This window comes from Mesorhizobium sp. 131-3-5 (assembly GCF_016756575.1).
Lineage (GTDB): Bacteria > Pseudomonadota > Alphaproteobacteria > Rhizobiales > Rhizobiaceae > Mesorhizobium > Mesorhizobium jarvisii.
The window spans coordinates 6,440,658-6,466,095 of the sequence record NZ_AP023254.1 but is presented as its reverse complement, the minus strand read 5'-3'; the positions used below and the strand labels follow the sequence as shown (position 1 = coordinate 6,466,095).

At 61.4% G+C, this 25,438-nt stretch carries 21 protein-coding genes, 1 tRNA gene and 1 pseudogene; 14 read left to right on the top strand and 9 right to left on the bottom strand.

Going from position 1 to position 25,438, the window contains the following annotated elements:
• Positions 1–42 precede the first annotated feature (42 nt).
• Positions 43–182: pseudogene (locus JG747_RS31590) on the top strand (transposase); the annotation flags it as partial.
• 416 nt (positions 183–598) lie between these two features.
• Positions 599–820 (top strand): hypothetical protein, encoded by a 222-nt coding sequence (locus tag JG747_RS31585; protein ID WP_044551197.1) that lies wholly within the window; start codon positions 599–601, stop codon positions 818–820.
• A gap of 722 nt (positions 821–1,542) precedes the next feature.
• Here the strand turns inward: JG747_RS31585 and JG747_RS31580 are convergent.
• From JG747_RS31580 to JG747_RS31560, 5 genes are all read right to left on the bottom strand, one after another.
• Complete coding sequence (locus JG747_RS31580) at positions 1,543–1,815, bottom strand: hypothetical protein (RefSeq protein ID WP_244748289.1); 273 nt, start codon at positions 1,813–1,815, stop codon at positions 1,543–1,545.
• Positions 1,816–2,367: 552 nt separating this feature from the next.
• Positions 2,368–2,730, bottom strand: a complete 363-nt coding sequence (locus JG747_RS31575; protein ID WP_342216759.1) for a ribbon-helix-helix protein, CopG family — start codon at positions 2,728–2,730, stop codon at positions 2,368–2,370.
• 52 nt (positions 2,731–2,782) lie between these two features.
• Entirely contained in the window at positions 2,783–3,739 is a 957-nt protein-coding gene (locus JG747_RS31570) for a magnesium transporter CorA family protein (protein WP_202360805.1), read from the bottom strand.
• 342 nt (positions 3,740–4,081) lie between these two features.
• Positions 4,082–4,294, bottom strand: coding sequence for a hypothetical protein (locus JG747_RS31565; RefSeq protein WP_202360804.1), 213 nt, complete (start codon positions 4,292–4,294; stop codon positions 4,082–4,084).
• Positions 4,295–5,430: 1,136 nt separating this feature from the next.
• On the bottom strand, positions 5,431–5,649 hold the full coding sequence (locus JG747_RS31560) for a helix-turn-helix domain-containing protein (RefSeq protein WP_202360803.1): 219 nt from the start codon (positions 5,647–5,649) through the stop codon (positions 5,431–5,433).
• Between the two features lie 99 nt (positions 5,650–5,748).
• Here JG747_RS31560 and JG747_RS31555 point away from each other — a divergent pair, with 99 nt between their 5' ends.
• The gene (locus tag JG747_RS31555) at positions 5,749–6,312 is read left to right on the top strand and encodes a hypothetical protein (RefSeq protein WP_244748287.1); all 564 of its coding nucleotides are present in this window, start codon (positions 5,749–5,751) and stop codon (positions 6,310–6,312) included.
• 77 nt (positions 6,313–6,389) lie between these two features.
• Here the strand turns inward: JG747_RS31555 and JG747_RS31550 are convergent, their stop codons facing one another.
• From JG747_RS31550 to JG747_RS31540, 3 genes are all read right to left on the bottom strand, one after another.
• Positions 6,390–7,577 (bottom strand): tyrosine-type recombinase/integrase, encoded by a 1,188-nt coding sequence (locus JG747_RS31550; protein WP_202360802.1) that lies wholly within the window; start codon positions 7,575–7,577, stop codon positions 6,390–6,392.
• Between the two features lie 161 nt (positions 7,578–7,738).
• Positions 7,739–7,814, bottom strand: a tRNA-Phe gene (locus JG747_RS31545).
• Positions 7,815–8,118: 304 nt separating this feature from the next.
• Positions 8,119–8,991, bottom strand: coding sequence for a helix-turn-helix domain-containing protein (locus JG747_RS31540; protein WP_064980434.1), 873 nt, complete (start codon positions 8,989–8,991; stop codon positions 8,119–8,121).
• A gap of 104 nt (positions 8,992–9,095) precedes the next feature.
• On the opposite strand from JG747_RS31540, the gene JG747_RS31535 reads away from it, so the two are divergent.
• From JG747_RS31535 to JG747_RS31515, 5 genes are all read left to right on the top strand, one after another.
• A complete protein-coding gene (locus JG747_RS31535) occupies positions 9,096–10,367 on the top strand; it encodes an ABC transporter substrate-binding protein (RefSeq protein WP_038644532.1) in 1,272 nt (423 codons plus the stop codon).
• A 95-nt stretch (positions 10,368–10,462) separates the two neighbouring features.
• The gene (locus JG747_RS31530; protein WP_038644534.1) at positions 10,463–11,323 is read left to right on the top strand and encodes a carbohydrate ABC transporter permease; all 861 of its coding nucleotides are present in this window, start codon (positions 10,463–10,465) and stop codon (positions 11,321–11,323) included.
• The gene (locus JG747_RS31525) at positions 11,320–12,156 is read left to right on the top strand and encodes a carbohydrate ABC transporter permease (RefSeq protein ID WP_019860421.1); all 837 of its coding nucleotides are present in this window, start codon (positions 11,320–11,322) and stop codon (positions 12,154–12,156) included. The genes JG747_RS31530 and JG747_RS31525 overlap by 4 nt, the downstream gene beginning before the upstream one ends.
• An 8-nt stretch (positions 12,157–12,164) precedes the next feature.
• A complete protein-coding gene (locus JG747_RS31520; protein ID WP_019860420.1) occupies positions 12,165–13,244 on the top strand; it encodes an ABC transporter ATP-binding protein in 1,080 nt (359 codons plus the stop codon).
• 36 nt (positions 13,245–13,280) lie between these two features.
• On the top strand, positions 13,281–15,308 hold the full coding sequence (locus tag JG747_RS31515; RefSeq protein WP_202360801.1) for an aldo/keto reductase: 2,028 nt from the start codon (positions 13,281–13,283) through the stop codon (positions 15,306–15,308).
• 24 nt (positions 15,309–15,332) lie between these two features.
• On the opposite strand, the gene JG747_RS31510 is transcribed toward JG747_RS31515, so the two are convergent.
• Positions 15,333–16,388, bottom strand: a complete 1,056-nt coding sequence (locus tag JG747_RS31510; protein ID WP_202360800.1) for an AraC family transcriptional regulator — start codon at positions 16,386–16,388, stop codon at positions 15,333–15,335.
• Positions 16,389–16,454: 66 nt separating this feature from the next.
• Between JG747_RS31510 and melA (JG747_RS31505) the strand changes: the two genes are divergently transcribed.
• The 6 genes from melA (JG747_RS31505) to melA (JG747_RS31480) all read left to right on the top strand — a co-directional run bounded on the left by melA (JG747_RS31505) (position 16,455) and on the right by melA (JG747_RS31480) (position 25,438).
• On the top strand, positions 16,455–17,921 hold the full coding sequence (gene melA, locus JG747_RS31505; RefSeq protein ID WP_202360799.1) for an alpha-glucosidase/alpha-galactosidase: 1,467 nt from the start codon (positions 16,455–16,457) through the stop codon (positions 17,919–17,921).
• A gap of 103 nt (positions 17,922–18,024) precedes the next feature.
• A complete protein-coding gene (locus tag JG747_RS31500; protein ID WP_019860415.1) occupies positions 18,025–20,106 on the top strand; it encodes an ABC transporter substrate-binding protein in 2,082 nt (693 codons plus the stop codon).
• A gap of 116 nt (positions 20,107–20,222) precedes the next feature.
• Entirely contained in the window at positions 20,223–21,230 is a 1,008-nt protein-coding gene (locus tag JG747_RS31495) for an ABC transporter permease (RefSeq protein ID WP_019860414.1), read from the top strand.
• Entirely contained in the window at positions 21,231–22,370 is a 1,140-nt protein-coding gene (locus JG747_RS31490; RefSeq protein WP_019860413.1) for an ABC transporter permease, read from the top strand.
• A 10-nt stretch (positions 22,371–22,380) separates the two neighbouring features.
• The gene (locus JG747_RS31485) at positions 22,381–24,048 is read left to right on the top strand and encodes an ABC transporter ATP-binding protein (RefSeq protein ID WP_202360798.1); all 1,668 of its coding nucleotides are present in this window, start codon (positions 22,381–22,383) and stop codon (positions 24,046–24,048) included.
• 19 nt (positions 24,049–24,067) lie between these two features.
• Complete coding sequence (melA, locus tag JG747_RS31480; protein WP_202360797.1) at positions 24,068–25,438, top strand: alpha-glucosidase/alpha-galactosidase; 1,371 nt, start codon at positions 24,068–24,070, stop codon at positions 25,436–25,438.

Sequence of the window (25,438 nt, the reverse complement as noted above, 5' to 3'; positions counted from 1 at the left end):
AGCCGGTCCGACGGCTCGGCAGGCCGCACCACACGATATCGGCACGCCGGCAAGCACACCAACATGGTGGAAAGCTATTTCAGTCGCCTTCGCTGCATGGTTGCCGGCCGCACCACCACGTCTGGCGCCGCTACCTCTACCAGTACGCCAATCATGCCGCATGGCTTGAAGATCACCATCAAGGCTCCGGCTAAACGCGGGCATCGTGTCTGCCGATTTCACGGGGCCGGCGGCGGGGCGCCAAGAGGGGCAGCGCACGGCTTACACCGGCACGGTCACTTCACTTGCGAGGGCGTGGCTATGCGTCGAGCCGTTGCCGGTCTCGTAGCGACTGCGACCAAAACAATCGCGACTACCTTCGATGCCGAAGCGTGACGATCAGGACTAAACAAAAATCCAGCTGCCTGCCCACGTTGCGCAAGAGATGGGGGTGCTCGTTCGCCTGCACTGGTCAGGAGCCTGCCGGGCGCTCTTATCGGCCACGGCAGGCTCTGCGGCCCAGTTCCATACGGTTTTGTAAACTTATCGCCACGATGGCGTCAAAGTCGTTCAGGAACTTGGGACTGGAGGGACAAGTTCGCTTAATGGAGGAATGAGGATGTTTCGCAAAGTAGCCGTTGCCGCTGCAATCGTAACCGTTTGCAGTCTGCCCGCTTTCGCTGCCACGGAATACTGGGTGGCAAAGGATGCCGCCACGAAGAAGTGTGAAGTCGTTACGAAAAAGCCGGACGGCACGAAGTTGATGGATGCCGGCAAAAAAACCTACGCGACTAAGGGCGACGCCGACAAAGCGTTGAAGCTCCTGGCTGATTGCAAATAATTCGATAGCGCTCTCTGGCGCACTTTCATACCCGTCCCGGGTCGACCTGGGACGGGCTTTTTGAAGCAGCCGGACTGAAGTGCTGGAGGTTGATTGCTCGGCGTTGATGGTCGCCCAATATCGGGAGCATAAACGATGGACCCGGCAACTGCGGCAGTGATGATTTTGCTTTCGTGCAGCTCAAGCGAGCCCTTTGTCTGCAAACCAATCGATACCCCTGTGGTTTTTTCATCGCTTGAGCAATGCCGGAGTTCTCTCAAGAACAAGCTGGCAAGCGCTCCGACGGGGCAACTTGTCGGCCGTTGCCGCAGGATCGATGCGACATTGGCACCGTCACCCGACCGGGTTTACCGGTTCCGAAAGGATGGTTCTTGACTCACCGATGGCGCATCTGGTCTGCCAAGCGTTATGCGTCCGCGTCGGGAGGGTTACGCCAAACTGAGTCACAGCCGAAATCAGCGAAAACATCGCGCGCAAGCTTCGGCCCCGCAACGGCGCGCCTGACGATTCGACCAGAGGAAAAAGGCCGACGCCCTCTCTGGAGGTTGCCTGAACGGCGCCGGCCGGACGGTCCTTTTCAGGTCCGCTGCGCCGTAGGCATAGCTGAGTCGTTACGTGGCGTCATGTTTCGGCTCAGCAGATTCCGTTGATGGCGTCTTTTGCGGTTATTCAAAAGAAGTCAACAGGGCTTCCGGCCAGTATCCGGCCGTCGTCTGATATGGCTATTGTAGCTTCTGATTGCCGCGGTAGCTCTGCCAAGTCTCGATCGGCGATTCGGGATCGATATATCGGCCAAGCGTTTTCAAGTGGGCAACGATTTCGGGCAGCAAGAAATCGCGATCGCCAAACTCCTCGCCTATGCGCGCGAGATCATCCGCTGCCGCGGCCATCTCCTCTACGTCACCGAGCACGTACACTCTATTGCCGATGGCACAGATATCGCAGCCAGCCTTAATCACCCTGTCTACGAACGCGGGGATCTCGCTTGCCTTCATGAGCCTTTTCGTTCGGGCCATTTGCATATCATCTCCTCTGGCAAGTCTTCACAAAATGCCAGAGCACCCTGCGCATAGTCACCTAGCTAGTCGCAGGGCCTGCCAGCGCCTCGCAAATGCTGAAGATGGCGCAAAGGCTAGGATCGAGACGATCACGCCGAGGGCGAAGAGAAGCGGTACCAACCCGGCATGGTAGTGCGAACCTCTCAGCCGCCGCCGTCCTGCTAATCGCGGATCGGGATGTCCGATTTGCTTCGAAAGTCCGACAGGCGCTGTGGGCGTCTTCATTAGAACGGAGGGCGACGCTAGCAAGCATCGGTGGGACCATAAGTCAGAGTAGGTGCGTTTCACGGAGAGAACGCTTATGGCAGCAGTGGGCCTTTACAGATGCCCGGGAAATCCGCCGTGGGCCTGTGTGCTGGAAGGGGCGAAAGGCACCTACGTCGCTGAGCATCATTATCGCGAAGGTGGCTACCAGCCAAACTTTGACACCTTGCCATGGGAGAGCGACTATAAGGACGCTAAGGAAAAAGCGCGGGCTGCGGCTAGATCCTATCCGTTTCCAACGGTTGTAGAGCCTTCATCGATTGTAAAGACGGGCAAATAAGCGTTAGCGATCAGCCATTCGGTTACGACTGTTCGGATCAATTCCGCCTTCGAAACGCCCATCTCTGCGGCCAACCCATCCAGGATTTCCTCGATTTTCGGCTCGAGGTCCACGCCGTCGCCGGCATTCCGGAGCATCAGCGCCGCCCGGCGCAGTAGGACCTTAAGATTCGATGGCGACATCTCCGCGTTGCGATCGGCGGCACCTTCAAGCTCTTGGACAAATGATTGGCGGCTCATTGCGATCTGTTTACCACTCCCTGCAGTAACCATCGCGCGGTGCGTGGTGGAACGCAAGGCGGTTGGCAACGGATCGCTTCGCTCGATTAGCCACTCCCTCCGCATGAATGGACGACGACTCCTAGAACCAACCCCGCCATTTGAACCACGCTAGCGGAATAATTGCGCTGAGAGCGATCATCCCCAAACCATAGGGATAGCCGAAGGCCCAGTCGTATTCGGGCATGTGCTTGAAATTCATACCGTATATGCTTGCCGCCAGGGTAGGAGGAATGCCGACGATCGAGACGATGGTGAGGATTTTGAAGATGTCGTTTTGCGCAATGCCAATCAATCCAACCATGGCATCGAGGAGGAACTGCACCTTGTCGGAGAGATGAACCTCGTAATTGTCGAGCGACGCTACGTCGAGCTTAAGGCCGTTCATTCGCGACGCGAGTTCTCCATCGCCCCAGCCTGCGGTCATCCCGCATGCGAAATCGATGGCGCGTCCAAGGGCAAGCAACGCATCGCGCTTTTCCGAGAGGGCGTCACCGAACCTGCCGACATGGTGGAGCTGCGCTCGAATGACATTGTTTGAGCGGATGGCCTTGCGGCCTTGACTATCCGGGACGTGAAAGGCGGTTGCAGAGAGGGTGCGCAGGTCAGTCGCTGCCTGCTCAAGGCCGTCGGCGAGGCGGTCGACAAGCTCATCGCAGAGATCGAGGAACACCTCAAGACTCGAACTCGGCGGCTCGCCCGAATCGGTGAAGCGCCCAGCAACCGCGACAAAGGCCGGCAAAGCCGAGAAGCGAACGGTGATCAAGCGGTCGCGCGACAGCACGAAGCCGAGGGGAGCAACCAGCGGCGGGCCGCCTTCGACTTGAGTGACTATCGGAACGCTCATGGTAAGAACGCCATCGCGGGCTTTTAGTCGGCTGGAACTTTCGATCTTGCTGAGATTTTTCCGGCTGGGCAGCGCAACGCCGGCCAGCCCCTCGACCTCTTTAACCTCGGCCGTGTCGGGGTCGATAAGATCCAGCCAGAGGGCCTTTTTTGTCGCTTCCGGGGAGTTGGGCTGAGGATAGATGATCAGCATTTTAGGGAGTGCCCTAAAAGTGCGGCTCGCGTGGACTGATCCTTGGGCGAGTAAGCCAAATCGAACTGGAGGCCTGTGCTCTTCTAGCCATTTGCAAGCCCCTTCGCGTGCCGGCCGATTACCAATTCCGCTGGCCCCTGCCACTATTTGAACGAGCGGTTGCGGGTAATGTTCCAGATCCTCTCAGCTCGGAAGTTGTAAGTGCGGCGTAAATCGTCATTGGAACGCGTCACTTTGAGAGAAGGTCGCGTAAGATGCGGCGATCACTACGTCAACATACGCCTTTGATCGCCGCCGAAGGCGAAGAGAAGCGGTACCACCCGGCATGGTAATGCGAACCTCTCAGCCGCCGCCGTCTTGTCCACCGCGGCTGGCACCCGCTTGGCTAAAGGCAACTGCCCCGTCCGGTTTGCGAACTTCAACCGCCACGACGCCGTCATTGTGCTGTCGAGCAGCAAACGACGCCTGAGCATGATCCCTGGCATCTCTCTCGGCATCGAAGGGCGTCTTTTCAACTACGCCCTGCTTACCGTACCAAATCACTGTGTAGACCATCGTTACAACGCTCCCAGTCCCTCAAGAGCGAACAATGCGCCCTGGCGCTGGGTCGGTCTATATCGGGCCGCTGTCGGTTGGATCTTTTTAGCTCTGCTTACTAGCGCTTCGATCTGCCCTCAGGGGAGACTTTCTATCGGCTTTTCTCGATTGAACTCGTGCCCTTGGGCACGAAGAAACACCGCCATGCGTATCTCTGGTAGGCATTGAACTTCATGTGGGGAATGATCGTGCGATAGAACGTCATTAGATGCTCACAGAGATGGTAGCGGTCATCGGCAGAGGCCAGGGCACGCTCTCTAGGGATAAACCACTCCGGCTCCTGTGGCTCATTCATGTATGCGGGGCGAGGCAGCTTGACGTAATAGCCGTCTTTCGTCTCCCTGACATCGCGACGGTCTATCGCATGGCAATCCTTGCTGTCGCAGCAATCAGCTTGCGTAACCGGGTCCTTTTTTGCCGGTGTACCAGTCGTGGGCATCCGCGTCGCCAGATAGGACTAGCCGCCAGCGCGATCCATCTTCGTGGTTCTCTCATGACCACCCCTCGGCTTTTCGGGACAATAGTATATTAGATGAAGCTAATTGTCAGCCAAGCGCCTTATGCCATCGGGCCGACGCTGCCACCGGGTCTGTCAATATAAATCGCCGGCTATGCACAAAGAGGTCATTGGCCGTCTTACGAGCCGGCCGAAGAAGACCGGATTTGATGATGCTCCGGGGAGGACAATCCCTGCGGCGACGATCAACCATCAGCCGGGAAAGTTAGGAATGGAGTTAGGAACAGAATAAGGCGATGAACAATTTCATAGCTTAATCAACATGATATCAAAACTTCTGGCGGAGGGAGTGGGATTCGAACCCAGTCGCCGAAAATAGTCAGCTGCGCTCGGACATTTCCCAGGCAAGGTCTGTTTTTGGAGGTCGGTCAGCGTAGTTCTAACGACCTACATGAGGCGCGAAGCCGCTGTTCGGAATGAGTGCACCAAGCCGGTTTTCAGGATCGCACAGCTCCAGTGCGATCAACCAAGATGAGCCGGAAGCGACGCATGCTGTGCCGTTCGCTATGGCGCTGCTTGGGCGCGCGCTCGGGAGCGGCCAGTCGCGGGCGATTCATAGCCGACACGCTAGACAGCGCTAGCTGCCTTCATCCGGCTTTACTAATTCGACGTGGCTGACACCCAACGCCTGGGAGAGTTCGAAAAGGGTGATGACAGTAGGATTGCGTCGACCACGTTCCAGACTGCTTAGGTATTGCTGGCTGTAGCCCGACCGGGCTTCCACCTGCTCCTGCGTCAGGCCTTTCTCCCTCCGAAGTCGGGCAAAGTTCGTTCCGACCAGTTGACGCATATCCATGCGCCACATTCGCCGTTTACATACTTTAAGTTTATCAACTATAGTATGTATTTTCGGACCAGTCGAATGACCGTGCCGGAATTGGTTAGGAGGTGTTCGATGCTGCCAAAGACCACACACACGTTCTCTGATCCCATCGCTCGGGCGGCTGCCATCCAGAATGCAAATGATCCCGCTTTGAGCCTGTGGACCGACTGGCACCGCGCTCGGCACGTGTCGCTGGTCCTGTGTCGGGTGCAGCAGCGGTTGGAGACGCGAATGATGGTCAATCCCGGAATTCCGGTATTGACCGATGGAGAAAAGAAAACGCGTCGAACTTCGGTGGCCGCGTCGGAGGAGGGATCGGAATATGCGGTGGTTCGCGAGGCCGAGGTGTTTGCGATGACCGAGGCACTCCGACTTCAGGATGCGATTCCCAACGTCGCGGCTCAGTCTCTCGTGGGTATCGTGGCAAAACTGGAAATAATTGTTGGCGCCGACCGGGACATTGGCGACCCGACGGATTTTCCATGGCCGCACATCGCGTCCGTTCTGCGCGATCTGAAGGCGATTGCTGGCGATCTGCCGGCCTACCGGTTAAACCGGGCTGCTACCCGCGCGGATGTTGCGCGGCATCGGAAAGAAGCAACCAAACTCATCGCGGCCTTGGAGGCGCACGGTTGAACGGCTCAAGTACCTATATCGGCAGCGATCAACGCCAACACGGAAAACAGCGATCCGATCTTGAAATGTTCGTAAGACTAATGGTTCGCCTTTAACGCGTCTAGCAGATCTCCCCACTCCTGCATTAGCGTGATCCGCTGCTCCCAGTAGGTCGCTCGGTTGTAGGTCCGCCGGATGGCGTTCTTGTCCTGATGCGCCAGGACAGCTTCAATGACGTCTGGATCATAGTCGCGGGCGTTGAGGATGGTGCTGGCGGTCACCCGGAAACCATGGGCGGTCACTTCGTCCTTTCCGTAGCCCATACGTCGTAGCGCGGCGTTCATGGCGTTCTCGGAAAGCGGCCGTTTTGTGGAGCGGATCGAAGGAAAGACCAGGCCGCCGTCCTCCGAGAGATGCCAGACCTCTTCCAAGACCGAAAGCGCCTGTTTGGACAGTGGTACGTCGTGCGGGGCGCGCATCTTCATGCGCTCGGGCGGAATATGCCAGACGGCCTTCTTTCGGTCGAACTCGTCGCGCGTAGCGCCCCGTACTTCGCCGGGGCGGACACAGGTGAGGGCAAGAAACTGGAGGGCGGCTTTGATGGTTGGCCAGCCGTCGTATTCGCCGACCGTCATCAGGAGCTTGCCGAACTTCTTTTCATCGGTGATAGCGGCACGACCGTTGACTTTCGGCGGCTGGAGAGCGCCCCGGAGGTGTAGGGTTGGGTCGGCTTCTGCCCGTAAGGTGACAATGGCCAAACGGAAGACGCTGCCTATCACGCCGCGTAAACGCCGCGCTGTCTCTCTTCGACCACTCTTTTCGATCTTCTGGAGGAGTTGGAAAATTTCGGCCGGAGTGATCTCGTTAATGGGGCGCTTGGCGAGTGGGCCGGCCAGATCTTCCAGGAGCCATTTGGTTTTGGTGATGGTAGCCGCCGCAGCGTCCCGTTCCTCCATCCGCGTGACATACTCCTCGGCGATCAAGGCGAAGGTGGAGCGCGCTTCCGTGATGGCGGCAGTCTTCTCCTCTTTGCGTTTGGCGGAGGGGTTGATGCCGGCGATCAACAGCCTCTTGGCGTCGTCGCGCTTTCCTCTCGCGTCCAGAAGTGACACCAGCGGGTATTTTCCAAAGGAGAGTATATTTTCCTTCTCCAGGTAGCGGTACCGCAGTTGCCAGAGTCTGGAGCCGTTGGTGCGGACGAGGAGATAAAGCCCGTCGCCATCCGCAAGACGATACGGCTTGTCTTTGGGCCTAGCGTTCTTGCAGGCGAAGTCAGAGAGAGACATGGGTAACGGACCTCCCGGGTAATGGGTAACGCCGAAATCGTTACCCACAAACCGATGCGTTGCAACGGTACGCGGTGGGTCACCATAAACCGCCAAACCAGGCTAAGTCATTGATTTGTATTGATTGATGAGACGTCGTGAGAAGCGATGGGAAAGTGAAATGGTGCCCAGAGGCGGATTCGAACCACCGACACGCGGATTTTCAGTCCGCTGCTCTACCAACTGAGCTATCTGGGCCTGTTCCGGCAAACGAAAACGCGTGAACCGGATTTCATGAAGGCGCCGTGGGGCACCCCTTGAAAGCGCGTGGGTTATAGCACGGGAATTTAGCCTGTCCAGCGCCTAGGTGGCGATTTCCGGCAGGAAAAGCGAGGCTGTGGAAAGGCCGGCCTCCTCAGGCGCTTTCACAACCGCAATGGCGCGCGGGCTGGCCTCCTTCTGCCCTTTGGCCTCTGTCCTAGCGCCGCCATGCCGCGCTGCAACCGCCGGGATCCCTCGTTAGCCGACGGTGGAGATGCCGCGGGGGCAACGAGCTGTCGCCCTACCTGGCGCCGGCCACGCCTTTGCGGAAGTCGGAGGGGGTCATGCCGGCCAGCTTGCGGAAGGACTTGTTGAAGGCGCTGAGCGAGCCGAAACCGGAGTCCATGGCGACGCGCAGCACATTGGCATCCTGATGCATCAGAAGCGCCTGCGCGTAGCTCAGCCGCAAAAGGTTGACATATTCGTTGAGCGTCATGCCGGTCGATTTCTTGAACAGGCTCATGGCGTATTTGGGATGGATATCGGCCGCCGCCGCTATGTTCATGCAATCGATGTCGTAGAGGAAATTCTCGGCGATGAAATCGCACATGCGCCCGACATTGCGCGAGGATTGCTGGTCGAACGCACTGCCGGCTTCCTGCCCGGCCGCCGTCTCTGGCACCAGCCTGTAGGGTTCGAACCGCACCCGCTCCAGCCGCAGCAGAAGCTCGTTGACGGCGTGTTCGGCCTTGGCCGGATCGCCCGAGCGGGCATAGCGGTTCCAGCGGGCGAAATTGTCGTTGTCGGATTGGTCGGTGGCGCTGGTCACCAGCGTCGCGCCCGTCATCAGCCGGTGGCGCACGTCCGCCGGCAGATGCAGCCGGAAGAAATGCACCAGCGGCAGATGCGCGCCGGCATAGATGGCGTCGTCGCTGAGATCGTCCATCTGGTGCGGCAGGCCGCCCCAGAAGAAGCACATCTCGCCGGCCGAAAGTGAGATTTCGTGCTCGTTCATGCGGTAGTGCACGCTGCCGCGCACGATGAAATTCACCTCGACCTGGGCATGCCAGTGCGGCTTGAGCATCACCAGCGGAGCGGTGTGAAACATCTGCAGGAGCAGCGGCAGGCCCTCCACGCTGCTGGCGCCCGGCTGGTAAAACGGCCGTTCCGGCATCTTACTTTCCGCCAATTCCGTATTCCCTTTGTCGGCGACAAGCCTTCCGCGCCGAATAGTGTAGCCACGCTCGCAGAGAGAGCAAATGAAATGGGAGGATTTCAATGCGCATCACACTGACTTGCGCCGCGCTCGCGCTTGCCCTGGGCTCAGCCCCGGCCTTTGCGCAGTCCGGCGAAATCACCATCTGGAGCTGGAATGTCGCCGCTTCGTCGCTGAAGGCGACGGTTGCCGGCTTCAACAAGCTGCATCCCGACATCAAGGTCACGGTTCAGGATCTCGGCAACCAGCCGACCTACGACAAGTCGATCGCCGGCTGTGCGGCCGGCGGCGTCGGCCTGCCCGACATCGTCACCATCGAGAATGGCGAAGCCGAGAATTACTGGAGCCAGTTCCCCGACTGCTTCGTCGACCTGCATACGCTGGGCTACAGTGCCGAGGACCAGAAGAAATTCCCCGATTTCAAACGCACCGAACTCGAGGTCGGCGACAAGGCCTATGCCATGCCGTGGGATTCCGGGCCCGTCGCCGCCTTCTATCGCCGCGACTTCTACGAGAAGGCCGGCGTCGATCCGGCATCGATCAAGACCTGGGACGATTTCATCGCCGCCGGCAAGAAGATCCAGGCGGCCAATCCGGGCGTCTCGATGACCAATGCCGATTTCAACGGCGACAGTGAATTCTTCCGCATGATCTCCAACGAGCAGGGCTGCGCCTATTTCGCCGAGGACGGCCAGTCGATCACGGTCAGCGAACCCAAATGCGTCGACGCCATGACCAAGGTCAAGGAGATGAAGGACGCCGGCATCGTCTCGTCCGCCGACTGGGGCACCAAGATCACCAACAACACGGCGGGCACCGTCGCCACCCAAGTCTATGGCGGCTGGTATGAAGGCACCATCCGCACAGAATCGGCCGGCGAGAACGGCAAATGGGGCGTCTATCTGATGCCGAGCCTAACCGCCGACGGTCCGCGCGCCGCCAATCTCGGCGGCTCGTCGCTGGCCATCACCTCGGCCTCGAAGAACAAGGAAGCGGCCTACGAGTATCTGAAATACACGCTCGGAACCAATGAAGGCCAGATCACCATGCTGAAGGAGTTCGGCCTCGTCCCTTCGCTGGTCTCGGCGCTGGATGATCCTTATGTCAGCCAAGGCCTGCCCTATTGGGGTGGCCAGGCGGTGTGGAAGGATATTCTGGGCACCTTGCCCAAGGTCGTCCCCAGCCGCGGCACGCAGTTCCAGAGCGATGCCGAAATCATCGTCCGCGCGGTGCAGACCAAATATCTGGCCGGCGGCTATCCCGACGCCAAGGCGGCACTCGACGATGCGGCAAAACAGATCGCCGCGGCGACCGGACTGCCGGTCAAGTCATAACCTCCCAGGGATGGGGTCCGGGACGACTCTTGCCGCCCGGACCCTGTCGCCTGCGAGCTTGGCTGAAACACCGGATATGAAGGAGGAGGAGCAGGATGCGCAACCGCAACGCCACGGCCTATCGTTTCCTGGCGCCTTATCTGCTGATCTTCTCCGTCTTCTGGGTGTGGCCGATCATCTCGTCGTTCATGATCTCCTTCCAGGCGACACGCACCGTGCCCTGGCGTTTCGCGCCGGGCTTCAACTGGGGCCGTCTGATCGGCGATCCGGCCTTCTTCAACGCGCTGAAGAACACGCTGCTCATCCTCGTCATCCAGGTGCCGGTGATGATCGCGCTGGCCATGGTGATGGCCGTGCTTTTGAATTCGCCGCTCCTCAAGGCGAGGGGCCTCTATCGCTTCGCCTTCTTCGCCCCGGTGGTGGTCGGTGAGGTCGCCTATTCGGCGGTGTTCCGGCTGATGTTCAGCCTCGATTTCGGCATCGTCAACAAGCTCCTGAACAGCATCGGGCTGCCCAAGATCGACTGGTTCTCCAATGTCACGCCGGCCATGGCGCTGATCATGATCGCTGTCACCTGGCGCTGGGCCGGCTACAACGCCATCATCCTTCTGGCCGGCATGCAATCCATCCCCGAGGATGTCTACGAGGCGGCGACGCTCGACCGCGTCAGCAAGCTCAAGCAGTTCTTCCACATCACCTTGCCGCTGTTGAAGCCGGTCATCGTGTTTTGCCTGGTGCTCTCGATCATCGGCACCATGCAATTGTTCACCGAGCCCTTCCTGATCACCGAGCGCGGCGGGCCGGGCGGCGGCACCGAGACGCTCGGCCTGCTGCTCTACCGCCAGGGGTTCCGGTCGCTCAATTTCGGCTATGCCTCGGCCGTCGCCTACACCATGGCGGCGCTGGCGATCGCGATCACGCTGGTGCAGCTGTGGCTGACGAGGGAAAAGCAATGAGTTCGCTCTCCTCCGCCCGCCTGAGGCGCAGCATCGCGCTGCATCTTTTCCTCACACCGCTGGCGCTGATCTGGCTGTTCCCGCTGTGGATGATGGTGGTGTTCTCGACGATGCCCGACAACGGCATCTTCAGCCCCGGCATCGAGCTCTTGCCGCACGGCAATTTCGTCGACAATTTCAACAATCTGCAGCGCGACACCAATTTCGTCGGCGCCATCGGCATCTCCGTCTCGGTGGCGGTGACCTACACCTTCCTGTCGGTGCTGTTGACGTCGATGGCCGGCTGGGCGCTGGCGCGCTACCAGTTCTTCGGCAAAGGCGTGGTCGTCGGCATCATCTTCGGCACCATCACGCTGCCCTATGCGGTGGTGCTGATCCCGCAATTCATCATGGTGGCGCGCGACTTCCAGCTCGCCAACACCTGGGTGGCGCTGATCGTGCCGCCGCTGTTCAATTCACTCGGTGTGCTGTTCATGCGGCAAAGTTTTTCGATGATGCCGGACGACCTCTTCGACGCCGCCCGCGTTGAAGGTGTGAAGGAGTGGCGCATCTTCCTCTTTGTCGCGCTGCCGCTGGCGCGGCCGATGCTGGCCGCACTCGCCATCATCCTGTTCCTCGCCTCCTGGAACAATTATCTCTGGCCGCTTTTGATCAACAGCCAGCCCGGTTCGATGACGGCGCCGGTGGCGCTCGGCACCCTGATCGGCCTCACCAAAGTGTCGTGGGGCGGCATCATGGCGGGCGCCGTGATGCTCACCGTGCCGATGCTGATCGTCTTCGTGCTCCTGCAGCGTCATTTCATCGCCGGCATCGCCGCCGGCGCAGTCAAGTAAGAGGCAGCATGGCAACCGTTACGCTGAGCAATGTGGTCAAGCGCTTCGGCGCCTTCGAAGTCGTCCATGGCGCCAACATCGACATCAAGCACGGTGAGTTCGTCGTCTTCGTCGGCCCGTCCGGCTGCGGCAAGTCGACCCTGCTCAGGATGATCGCCGGGCTCGAGGACATCAGCGGCGGCGAGATTGCCATCGGCGGCAAACTGGTCAACGATGTCGAGCCGGCCGATCGAGGCATCGCCATGGTGTTCCAGTCCTACGCGCTCTATCCGCATATGAGCGTCGAGCAAAATCTCTCCTTCGGGCTGCGCATGACCGGCAACCCCAAGGCCGACACCGACCGGCGGGTGAAGCGCGCGGCCGAGATCCTGCGCATCAGCGAATTGATGGACCGGCGCCCGAGGAAACTCTCCGGCGGCCAGCGTCAGCGCGTCGCCATCGGCCGCGCCATCGTGCGCGAGCCGCAAGTGTTCCTGTTCGACGAGCCGCTCTCCAATCTCGACGCCGAACTGCGCGTCCAGATGCGGGTCGAGATCTCGCGCCTGCACAAGGAGCTCGGCGCCACCATGATCTACGTCACGCACGACCAGACCGAAGCGATGACGCTCGCCGACCGGATCGTCGTGCTGCGCGCCGGCCATATCGAGCAGATCGGCCGACCGCTCGATCTCTATGACGATCCCGACAATCTGTTCGTGGCCGGGTTTGTCGGCTCGCCGAAGATGAACTTCATCAAGGCGCAAATCGTCGGGCAGGATGCGCGTGGCGTCGTGGTCGAACTGGCGGGCCAGGAGAAGACCCGTATCACCCAGCCATTGGCCGGCGCCGCGCCAGAAGTGGGCAGCAAGGTCATCGTCGGCGTGCGGCCCGAACATTTCGGCAGCGCCGGGGAAGGCGACACCGACCTTGTCGTCGCCATCGACGTGGTCGAGCATCTCGGCGGCACGAGCTTCCTCTACGCCCGAACGGCCCATGGCGAAGACGTGGTGATCCAGCGCGACGCGGCGAAGGTTCCCACAACCTCCGAAGTCACCGTTTCCATCCGCAAATCCTACCTGTTCGACGAAAAAGGGCTGCGGCTGCGCTGACCGGCCGCCCCCTTCCAGCCTTCAAGGAGAATGACAATGACCGCAACCACGCCCATTCGCTGGGGCATTCTCGGCCCGGGCAGCATCGCCCAGGCCTTCGCCGGCGGCGTGGCCGCTTCGCGCACCGGAAAACTGGTCGCCATCGGCGCGCGCAATCCGAGCAAGCCGAGCCTCGCCGGGAATTTTCCCGGCGCCCGCATCGTCGACGGCTACGAAGCGTTGCTAGCCGATCCCGACATCGATGCGATCTACATCGCGGTTCCACATCCTGGCCATGCGCAATGGGCGATCCGGGCCGCGGAAGCGGGCAAGCACGTGCTGTGCGAAAAGCCGCTGGCGCTGACTGCCTTCGAGGCCGACGCCATGTTCCATGCCGCGCGCAAGGCCGGCACCTTTCTCGGCGAAGCCTTCATGTACCGGCTGCACCCGCAGACGCTGAAGCTGGTGGAACTGATCAAGTCGGGCGTCATCGGCGAGGTCAGGATGATCAAGTCCAGCTTCGGCTTCGCCATGCCGGGCTTCATGCCGCGGCATCGGCTCTACGCCAATGATTCCGCCGGCGGCGGCATACTGGACGTCGGCGGCTATACCGTCTCCATGGCGCGGCTGATTGCCGGGGCAGCATCGGGACAACCTTTTGCCGAGCCCGACAAGGTGGTTGGCACCGCTCATCTTGGCCAGTCCGGCGTCGACGAATGGGCCTCGGCGCTGCTGCATTTTCCCGGCGGCATCGTCGCTGAGGTTTCCTGCAGCATCTCGCTGAACCAGGACAATGTGCTGCGTATCCTCGGCACCAAGGGCCGCATCGAAGTGCCGGACTTCTGGTTCGCCGGGGGAAATCGCGATGTCGGCCTCGGTCGGATCGACGTGATCGGCGCCGACGGCTCGCGCGAGACGATCAGCGTCGATGAAAAGCGCCATGTCTATTCCTTCGAGGTCGACGGCGCCGGCGAGGCCATCCTCGCCGGGCGGCAGGAGTTCGCCTGGCCGGGCATGGATTGGGCCGACAGTCTCGGCACCTTGCGGGTGCTCGACAGATGGCGCGCTGCCGTCGGGCTGGAGTACGAGATCGAAAAGGCCCCGCTGCGCACCAGCACCATCTCCGGCAGGCCATTGCGGTCGGGCGGCACGGCGATCGGCAAGCGCGCCATTCCGGGCCTGGCCAAGCCGGCGTCGGTGGTGGCGCTCGGCTTCGAGGATTTCCGCACCTTCTCCTCGGGCTCGATCCTGCTCGATGCCTTCTTCGAGGCCGGCGGCAATCTCTTCGACACCGGTTTTGTCTACGGCGGCGGCTACACCGAGACGCTGCTTGGCCAGTGGTTGCAGAACCGCGGCGTGCGCGAGCAGTCGGTGATCATCGCCAAGGGCGCGCATTCGCCGCTCTGCTATCCCGACGTGATCGGCAAGCAGCTTGCCCAGTCGCTCGACCGCCTGCAGACCGACCATGTCGACATCTATTTCATGCACCGCGACAATCCGGATGTGCCGGTCGGCGAGTTCGTCGATGCCATGGACCGTGAGGTGAAGGCCGGGCGCATCCGTGGCCCGTTCGGCGGCTCGAACTGGACGATGCAGCGCATGGACGAGGCGATTGCCTATGCCGAGCGCGCCGGCAAGCAGAAGCCCGGCGCGCTCTCCAACAATTTTTCGCTGGCCGAGATGCTGGAGCCGATCTGGGCGGGTTGTGTGGCTTCGTCCACCGACGACTGGAAGGCCTGGCTGACATCCAGGCAGATGCCGAATTTCGCCTGGTCGAGCCAGGGCCGTGGCTTCTTCACCGAGCGCGCCGGGCGCGACAGGCGCGACAGCGAGGAACTGGTGCGGGTCTGGTATTCGGAGCGCAATTTCGGCCGCCGCGACCGCGCCATCGAGCTCGCCGCGCGACTGCGCAAGAACCCAATCCATGTTGCGCTGGCCTACGTTCTCAACCAGCCTTTCCCGTCGGTCCCATTGATCGGGCCGCGCACGCTGGGCGAGTTGGAAGACAGCCTGCGGGCGCTGGACATCGCGCTTTCGCCGGCCGATCTCGAGTGGCTGGACGGCGGCAGCCTTCACGCGGCCTGATAGAACAGGTCGCAAAAAGCGGCATCAGGTCTCGTCGTCCGACACCCTGACGCCGCGCCTGGCCGGGGTCCGCAGACTGGCATACATGCCGGTGGTGCGGAACTGGCTGGGCGTGGTGCCGTAGAGGCGGCGGAAGACCTTCGAAAAATAATTCGCATCCTCGAAGCCGCTCAGGATGGCGACTTCCTTCACCGGCAGGAAGTCCGCCTTGGTCAACAGCTTCGCCGCCCGCTGCAAGCGCTGCTGCAGCACGAACTCGGCGGGCGGCAGGCCTTCGCTCTCGGCGAAGCAGCGCGAAAAATGGGCCCGGCTGAGGCCACTGATCTGGACGAGGTCCGCCACCGGCAGCGGTTTGTCGAGATTGGCGTTGATATGATCGATGACCGGCTGCATGGCGCTCTGTTTTTCGGCAAAGGCATGCGAGCCGAAGACATCGTCATAGAGCGCCATCGCCGCCTCGTAGGCAATAGCGGACGCGGCACCCGCTGAGGCCGCCCCCTTGATGAGGCGCAGGCTGCAATCGGCAAGGTGGTCGATCGTCGCTGGCTTAAGCCGGAACACCGGACCGGAGATGCTGAGGATCGACTTATGGATGCGCAGCGCCTCCTCGCCGTTCATCGAGATCCAGAAATATTCCCAGCGCTCGTCGCTCGCCAGCCAATAGCGGTGGTTGTGCGGCACCAGCACCAGCAGCGTGTCGTTCTCTTGCAGGCGATAGTTGCGGTTCTCGTAGCGCAGCCGGCCGGTGCCGCTGATCGTGTGCTGGAGCACGGTGAACGGCGTCTGGCCGCGTTTGCGTCCGTCCCAGTCATAGATCTCGTCCTCGCGCACCTCATAGCCGGTGCTTGTCGGCATGGCATGCAGGCGCTGCCGGCCGCGCGGCAGCGAGATGGTGCGCATCGACTGTCCGTTGGCGATCAAATCTCGTAGCACAAAATTACCCTTGAAAGCATAATCCTTCTCTGGTCGCGCTCGTGAATAAGGGCATAATCCCCCTCGAAAAGCGAGAGAGATCCGCAGGCGAGGAGCGGACAGGGAGGTTGGCAGGCGGGAATCCGGCTTGTCCCGTACACATGCCATGGCATGTGGCTGCGCCCCACCCCTGTCATTCCCGGCCTGTCACTGGAACAGGATGAGGTACGGCTGATGAGTTTCAAAATCGCTATCATCGGAGCCGGCAGTGTCGGATTCACCAAGAAACTGTTCACCGACATCCTGTGCGTGCCCGAATTCAGGGATATCGAATTCGCGCTGACCGACCTCAGCGAACACAATCTCGGGATGATCAAGGCTATTCTCGACAAGGTCGTCGAGGCGAATGGTTTGCCAACCAGGGTGACGGCGACAACCGATCGCCGCAAGGCGCTCGAAGGCGCGCGCTATGTCATCAGCTGTGTGCGGGTCGGCGGTCTGGAAGCCTATGCCGACGATATCCGCATTCCGTTGAAATATGGCATCGACCAGTGCGTCGGCGACACGATCTGCGCCGGCGGCATCCTCTATGGCCAGCGCAACATTCCGGTGATCCTCGACTTCTGCAAGGACATACGCGAGGTCGCCGCGACGGACGCCAAATTCCTCAACTATGCCAACCCGATGGCCATGAACACCTGGGCGGCGATCGAGTACGGCAAGGTCGACACGGTCGGCCTCTGCCACGGCGTCCAGCATGGTGCCGAGCAGATCGCCGAGGTGCTTGGTGCGAAGTCCAGGCACGAGCTCGACTATGTCTGTTCCGGCATCAATCACCAGACCTGGTTCATCGATTTGCGGCTGAATGGCCGCAAGATCGGCAAGGATGAACTGGTTGCCGCCTTCGAGGCGCATCCGGTCTATTCGCAGCAGGAAAAGCTGCGCATCGATGTCTTGAAGCGCTTCGGCGTCTATTCGACCGAGAGCAACGGCCATCTCTCCGAATATCTGCCATGGTACCGCAAGCGCCCCGACGAGATCACGCGCTGGATCGACATGTCGGATTGGATCCATGGCGAGACCGGCGGCTATCTCCGCTACTCCACCGAAACCCGCAACTGGTTCGAGACGGAGTATCCGCAATTCCTCGAAGCGGCGTCGAAGCCGATCGATCCGGCCAAGCGCTCCAACGAACATGCCAGCCACATATTGGAGGCGCTGGAGACCAACCGCGTCTATCGTGGCCACTTCAACGTCAGGAATGACGGCGTGATCACCAATTTGCCGCAGGATGCCATCATCGAGTCGCCCGGTTTCGTCGACCGTTTCGGCATCAATATGGCCGCCGGCATCACGCTGCCGGAGGCCTGTGCGGCCACCTGCATGTCCTCGATCAACGTCCAGCGCATGTCGGTCCATGCCGCGGTATCAGGCGACATCGATCTCTTGAAACTGGCCGTGCTGCATGACCCGCTGGTCGGTGCGGTATCGACGCCGGAGGAAGTCTGGCAGATGGTGGACGAAATGGTCGTCGCCCAGGCTCAATGGCTGCCGCAATATGCGCATGCCGTTCCGGCCGCCAAGGAGCGGCTGTCGAAATCCGCGGTCAAGACCCGCGAATGGGCGGGTGCTGCGCGGCGAAACGTGCGCTCGATCGAGGAATTGCGCGCCGAAAAAGCCGCGCTCAAACAGGCCGGCTGAAAAACCCGGGCGCGGCGGCGGACCTTGGGAGGCAGGTCCATCGCATTGAGCCGTCCGAGCAGAGACGAGCAGCAGAAAACGTCTGAACATGAGGGAGGAGACTATGAGAAACCTACGCAGCATTGGCATTGCCGCCGGACTGGCGCTGAGCGTCTCTGTTCCGGCACTCAACGCTTTCGCTTCAGAGCCGACAGTCCCGCCGGTGCCGGCGACCTTTCCGGCCGAGGGCAAGATCAAATACGTGGCGCGCGACTCCATCCTGGAGTTCAAGGCCCTGCCGGAATATCACGAGCCGGATTGGGTGACCGAAAAATACGTCAAGACCGGCAAACTGCCGCCGGTCAAGGACAGGTTGCCGAAGGAGCCGCTGGTCTTCAAGACGGCCAACATGCCCAACGGCATCGGCGTCTATGGCGACACCATGCGCCATGTCATCGGCGGCCGGCCCGAAGGCTGGAACTACGGCGCCGGCCAAACGCAGGGCTGGGGCGGCATCGATATCGGCCTCTCCGAATGCCTGACGCGCACGGCGCCGCTGTTCCAGGTCGAAGCCAAGGACACCGAGCCGCTGCCGAATCTGGCCAAAAGCTGGGACTGGTCGAAGGACGGCCACAAGCTGACCATGCATCTGATCGAGGGCGCGAAATGGTCCGATGGCGTGGCCTTCAACGCCGACGACGTCATGTTCTATTGGGATGACGAGGTGGTCGACCCGAACGTCTCGCCGCTCAATGGCGCGACGCCCGAAACCTTCGGCGTCGGCACGACGCTGAAGAAGATCGACGACTACACTGTCGAATGGACGTTCAAGGACGCCTTTCCGAAACAGTACCTCTACGCCATGGCTTACGGCACCTTCTGTCCCGGCCCGGCGCACATATTGAAGCCGCAGCATCCGAAATATTCGAAGAACACCTACGACCAGTTCAAGAACGCCTTCCCGCCGGAATATATGAACATGCCGGTGATGGGCGCCTGGGTTCCGGTCGAATACCGGCCGGACGACATCATCGTCATGCGCCGCAACCCCTACTACTGGAAGGTCGATGAAAAGGGAAACCAGCTGCCCTACCTCAACGAACTGCAGTACAAGCTGTCGACCTGGGCCGACCGCGACGTCCAGGCGGTCGCCGGCTCGGGCGACTTCTCCAACCTCGAGCAGCCGGAAAACTTTGTCGCCTCGCTGAAGCGCGCCGCTGAAGCGAACGCGCCGGCACGGCTCGCCTTCGGTCCACGCCTCATCGGCTACAATCTGCGCATGAATTTTTCAGCCAACGGCTGGGGCAACCCGGACGAACGCAGCCAGGCGGTTCGCGAGCTGAACCGCAACGAGGATTTCCGCAAGGCCATCACCATGGCGCTCGACCGCAAGGCGCTGGGCGACTCCCTGGTCAAAGGGCCGTTCACCGCCATCTATCCCGGCGGCTTCTCCTCGGGCACCAGCTTCTATGACCGCAAGTCGACCGTCTACTATCCGTTCGACCTCGCTGGCGCCAAGGCCGAACTCGCAAAGGCCGGCCTCAAGGATACCGACGGCGACGGTTTCGTGAACTTCCCGGCCGGCACCGCCGGCGGCAAGAACGTCGAGATCGTGATGCTGGTCAACAACGACTACGGCACAGACAAAAGCCTCGCCGAAGGTGTTGTCGCCCAGATGGAAAAGCTGGGCTTGAGGGTCGTGCTCAACGGCCTCAACGGCACCCAGCGCGATGCCTCGCAATACTCCGGCCGCTTCGACTGGCTGATCCGGCGCAACGACCAGGAACTGACCTCGGTCGTGCAGAACACCGAGCAGCTCGCGCCTGTCGGTCCGAAGACCAGTTGGAACCACCGCGCGCCGGAAAGCGGCGAGGTCGACCTGATGCCTTTCGAAAAAGACCTGGTCGACATCGTCAACAAGTTCGTCGCGTCGGAAGACAACGACAAACGCGCCAGCCTGATGAAAGAGTTCCAGAAGATCTCGACGGAACATGTCTACAATGTCGGCCTGACGGAATATCCCGGCGCGCTGATCGTCAACAAGCGTTTCTCGAACATTCCGCAGGGCACGCCGATCTTCATGTTCAACTGGGCCGAGGATTCGATCGTCCGCGAACGCGTCTTCGTCGCGGCCGACAAGCAGGCGAAATACGAATTGTTCCCACAGGAGCTCCCGGGCAAGCCCGGAGACAAGGGTCCGATGTAAGTTTACCTCCCCTGACCAAAAGAGACCTGGCCGCGCCGCTGGCGCGGCCAGGGCAAACCAACCCTCCGAACGACCCTCGATGGGAGCGTCCGGCGAAATGAGGAAGCCGACCGTCCATGCTGCGATTCTTGGCTATGCGCATAGCGTCGGCAATACCGGTCCTCGCAATCCTGAGCCTCGTCACCTTCGCCATCATCCAGGCACCACCTGGTGACTATGCCGACTACATCCGTTCGCAGCTGATCAACCAGGGCGGTGCCTCCTTCGCCGAGGCCGATGCGCAGGCCCAGGCCTACCGCGTCGAACACGGCCTCGATAAGCCGCTGCCCGTCCAGTATCTCAACTGGATCGGCGGAATCATCACTCGCGGCGATTTCGGCTACAGCCTCTACTACAACAAGCCGGTCGCCGATGTCGTGGGCGAGCGCCTGCCGCGCACGCTGCTCCTGGCGCTGGTCTGCCATTTGCTCGCCTCGGTGCTGGGCATCACCTTCGGCATATGGGCGGCGACAAGGCAATACACCTGGATCGACTCGACGCTTTCGGCCATCGCCTTCCTCGGCATGACGGTGCCGCGCTTCCTGATGGCGCTGATCATCGTCTATCTGCTGGTCTTCCAGTTCAACGTGTCGGAGATCGGCTCATTCTTCTCGCCGCAATATGGCGGTGCGCCATGGTCGTGGGCGAAGTTCGTCGACCTGGTCAAGCATGTCTGGCCGGTGGTCGCGATCGCCACTTTCGGCGGCCTCGCCTACAATATGCGGGTCATGCGCGGCAATCTGCTCGACACGCTCAACGCGCAATATGTCGAGACCGCGAGAGCCAAGGGCCTGACCGGCAGCGCCGTCGTCATGCGCCATGCCGTGCCCAATGCGCTGCATCCGCTCGTCATGTATCAGGGTGTGGTGTTGCCCTACATGCTCACCGGCGAGATCGAGACGGCAATCATCTTCGCGCTGCCGACCGTCGGCCCGGCGGTTGTCGGCTCGATGGCGGTCGGCGATGTCTACGTCACCGCCACCTTCATGATGGTGCTGGCGGCGACGCTGATCGTCGGCAACATCATCGCCGACATGCTGCTCGTCCTGCTCGACCCGCGCATCCGCCAATACGGAGAGAGCTAGATGCTGGCCCGCGATCCATCACCGCCGCCGCTGCCCGCCGAAGGGCCCATCGTCGCCAAACCGGCGCGCGGCAATGAAAGCTATATCGCGCTGGTCTGGCGCCGGCTGAAGCGCTCCTGGACCGGCATGGCCGGGCTTTGGCTCGTGGTGCTGCTGCTGGTCATGGCCGTGTTCGCCGAGTTCCTGGCGCCGATGGACCCGAAGGCGACCGATGTCGGCTTCGCGCCGCCGCAACTGCCCTCCTTCCACGATAAGGACGGCAATTTCGTCGCGCGGCCGCGGGTCTATGCGCTGGCCGATTCGGCCGACCTCGATCCGGTCACCTTCCAGCCCGTGGTCGGCCCCGACTACGACCATCCAAGGCTGCTCGGCTTCTTTACCGAGGGCGCGCCTTACAAGCTCTTCGGACTAATACCGGCGAACCGGCATTTCTTCGCCTCGATGGACGGCCAGCCGGTGCATTTCCTCGGCACCGACAAGTTCGGCCGCGATGTGCTGTCGCGCGCCATCCATGGCTCACGGGTCTCGCTGATGATCGCGCTGACGGTCGTCTTCATCATAACCGTCATCGGCACCACGGTCGGCACTGTTTCCGGCTATTTCGGCGGCCGGTTCGATATCTGGATGCAGCGCTTCGTCGAACTGGTGCTCGCCTTCCCGCAGCTGCCGCTCTATCTGGCGCTGACGACGCTGATCCCCGTCACCGCGCCGACCAATGTCTTCCTCGCTTTCGTCATCATCGTCATGTCGGCGCTGGGCTGGGCGCAGATGTCGCGCGAGGTGCGCGGTAAGACGTTGGCGCTGGCGCGCATCGAATATGTGCGCGCCGCCATGGCGGTCGGCGCCACCGACCGGCGCATCATCCTGCAGCACATCTTGCCCAATGTGATGAGCCACGTGATCGTCGCCGTCACCTTGGCAATCCCGACGGTGGTGCTGCTCGAATGCTTCCTCGGGTTCCTCGGCTTCGCGGTCAAGCCGCCACTGATCTCCTGGGGCCTGATGCTGCAGGACACCGCGACCTATTCCGTCATCGGCACCTATCCCTGGATCCTGTCGCCAGTCGGTTTCGTGCTCGCCACCGTCTTTGCCTTCAACGCGCTGGGCGACGGCCTGCGCGACGCCGTCGATCCGTATTGAGGTGGCTGGGATGACCGTCGTACTCGCCGAATCCTTCGCCCCCACCGTCCGTCATGACCATGACGGGCGCCAGGACCAGCCCATCATCGACGCTCGCAATATCGAGGTCGCCTTCAAGGTCGAGCACGGTGTTGTCGAAGCGGTCAAGGACATCTCGTTCCAGCTCTATCGTGGCGAGACGATTGCCATCGTCGGCGAATCCGGTTCCGGCAAGTCGGTGACGGCTCGCGCCGTCATGGGGCTGCTGTCGCGCCGGGCCACCGTGTCGCCGAAATCGAGCATCTGTTACGACGGCCAGAACATCCTGAAATTTCCCGAGAGCGAGCGGCGCAAGCTGCGCGGTAACCGCATCTCGATGATCTTCCAGGAGCCGATGAGCTCGCTTAACCCGATCTATACGGTCGGCAGCCAGATCGTCGAGGCGATCCGGGTGCACCGTAAGGTGAGCCGCCGGCAAGCCTGGGCACGGGCGCTCGAGCTGCTGCGGCACGTCCAGATCCCCGAGCCGGAAGCACGGCTCAAGCAATATCCGCACCAGCTTTCGGGCGGTCAGCGGCAGCGCGTGATGATCGCCATGGCGCTGGCCAACAATCCTGACGTGTTGATCGCCGATGAGCCGACCACCGCGCTCGACGTCACCGTCCAGGCGCAAATCCTCAACCTGATCCGCAATCTGCAGAAAGAGCTGCGGATGGCGGTGATCCTGATCACCCACGATCTCACAGTGGTGCGCAAATTCTCCGACTATGTCTATGTCATGCAGCATGGCGCGATGTGCGAGCACAACGTCACCGAACGGCTGTTTGCCGACCCGCAGCATCCCTACACGCAGCGGCTGCTCGCCGCGGAGCCGCACGGGCGTCCGCAACCGCTTCCTGAGGGCAGCGGCGCCATCCTCGAGGCGAATGATGTGCGCGTCTGCTTCATGCTGCGCCACGGCGGTTTCCTGAAGCCGGACTGGCGCGAACTGGTCGCCGTCGACGATCTCGGCCTCAAGCTTTGCCGCCATGAGACGCTGGGGCTGGTCGGTGAATCCGGTTCCGGCAAGACCACCTTCGGCCAGGCGCTGCTGAGATTGATCGACACCAGGCGCGGCGAAATCCGTTTCGACGGCCAACCGATCCAGGGCCTGTCGCGCAACGAGATGCGGCCGCTGCGCTCGCGCATGCAGATCGTTTTCCAGGATCCGTTCTCGTCGCTCAATCCGCGCATGACGATCGGCCAGATCATCGAGGAAGGGCTGGTCGTCAACAGCATCGGCGCGACGCGGGCGGAGCGGGTGGACCGGGTGCGTGAGGCGCTGGTCAGCGCCGGCATGCCGGGCGATATCCTGTCGCGGTTCCCGCACGAATTCTCTGGCGGGCAGCGCCAGCGCGTCGCGATCGCCCGCGCCATCGCGCTTGAGCCCGAATTCATCCTGCTCGACGAGCCGACATCCGCGCTCGACCTCTCCGTCCAGGCGCAGATCATCGACCTACTGCGCAAGCTGCAGGACGAGCGCGGCCTCAGCTACCTCTTCATCTCGCACGATCTCAAGGTGGTGCGCGCGCTGTGCCACCGCGTCATCGTCATGCAGCACGGCAAGATCGTCGAGCAGGGACCTGTCGACGAGGTCCTCACCAATCCCAAGACCGCCTACACCGAACGGCTCGTCCGAGCCGCTTTCGACGTGGCTTGAACATATGCCGGAGGTTAGTATGGCAAGACATCCCAGGATCACTTTCATCGGCGCCGGCTCGACCGTGTTCATGAAGAACATTGTCGGCGACGTGCTGCAGCGGCCAGCACTCTCGGGCGCGACGATCGCGCTGATGGACATTAATCCGCAGCGGCTGGAAGAGAGCGCCATCGTCGTCAACAAGCTGATCGCGACGCTCGGCGTGAAGGCGAAGGCCGAGACCTATTCCGACCAGCGCAAGGCACTTGCCGGCGCCGATTTCGTCGTAGTCGCCTTCCAGATCGGCGGCTACGAGCCCTGCACCGTCACCGATTTCGAAGTGCCGAAGAAATATGGCCTGCGCCAGACGATCGCCGACACGCTCGGCGTCGGCGGCATCATGCGCGGCCTGAGGACCGTGCCGCATCTGTGGAAGATCTGCGAGGACATGCTCGCCGTCTGCCCCGAAGCGATCATGCTGCAATATGTCAACCCGATGGCGATCAACACCTGGGCGATTTCAGAGAAATACCCCGCCATCAAGCAGGTCGGGCTCTGTCACTCGGTGCAGGGCACGGCGATGGAACTGGCGCATGATCTCGGCCTTCCCTACGAAGACATCCGCTACCGCTCGGCCGGCATCAACCACATGGCTTTCTACCTAAAATTCGAGCACCGCCAGCCCGACGGCTCCTACCGCGACCTCTATCCGGATCTCGTGCGCGCCTATCGCGAAGGTCGCGCGCCCAAGCCGGGCTGGAATCCGCGCTGCCCCAACAAGGTGCGCTACGAGATGCTGACCAGGCTTGGCTATTTTGTCACCGAAAGCTCGGAGCATTTCGCCGAATACACGCCCTATTTCATCAAGGAAGGTCGCCACGATCTGATCGAGAAATACGGCATTCCGCTCGACGAATACCCCAAGCGCTGCATCGAGCAGATCGAGCGCTGGAAAGACCAGGCGCAGGCCTACCGCTCGGCGCAGCGCATCGAGGTCGAGGAGTCCAGGGAGTATGCCTCCTCGATCATGAACTCGGTCTGGACCAGCGAACCGTCGGTGATCTACGGCAATGTCCGCAACAATGGCTGCATCACCTCGCTGCCCCGCGACTGCGCTGCCGAAGTGCCCTGCCTGGTCGATGCTTCCGGCATCCAGCCGACCTATATAGGCGATCTCCCGCCGCAGCTGACGGCGCTGATCCGCACCAACATCAACGTCCAGGAACTGACGGTGCGGGCGCTGATGAGCGAGAATCGCGAGCACATCTATCATGCGGCGATGATGGATCCGCACACGGCGGCCGAACTCGACCTCGACCAGATCTGGTCACTGGTCGACGATCTCCTGGCCGCTCACGGCGACTGGCTGCCGGCCTGGGCGCGCGTGAGCCGCAAGACCGAGGCTGCCTGA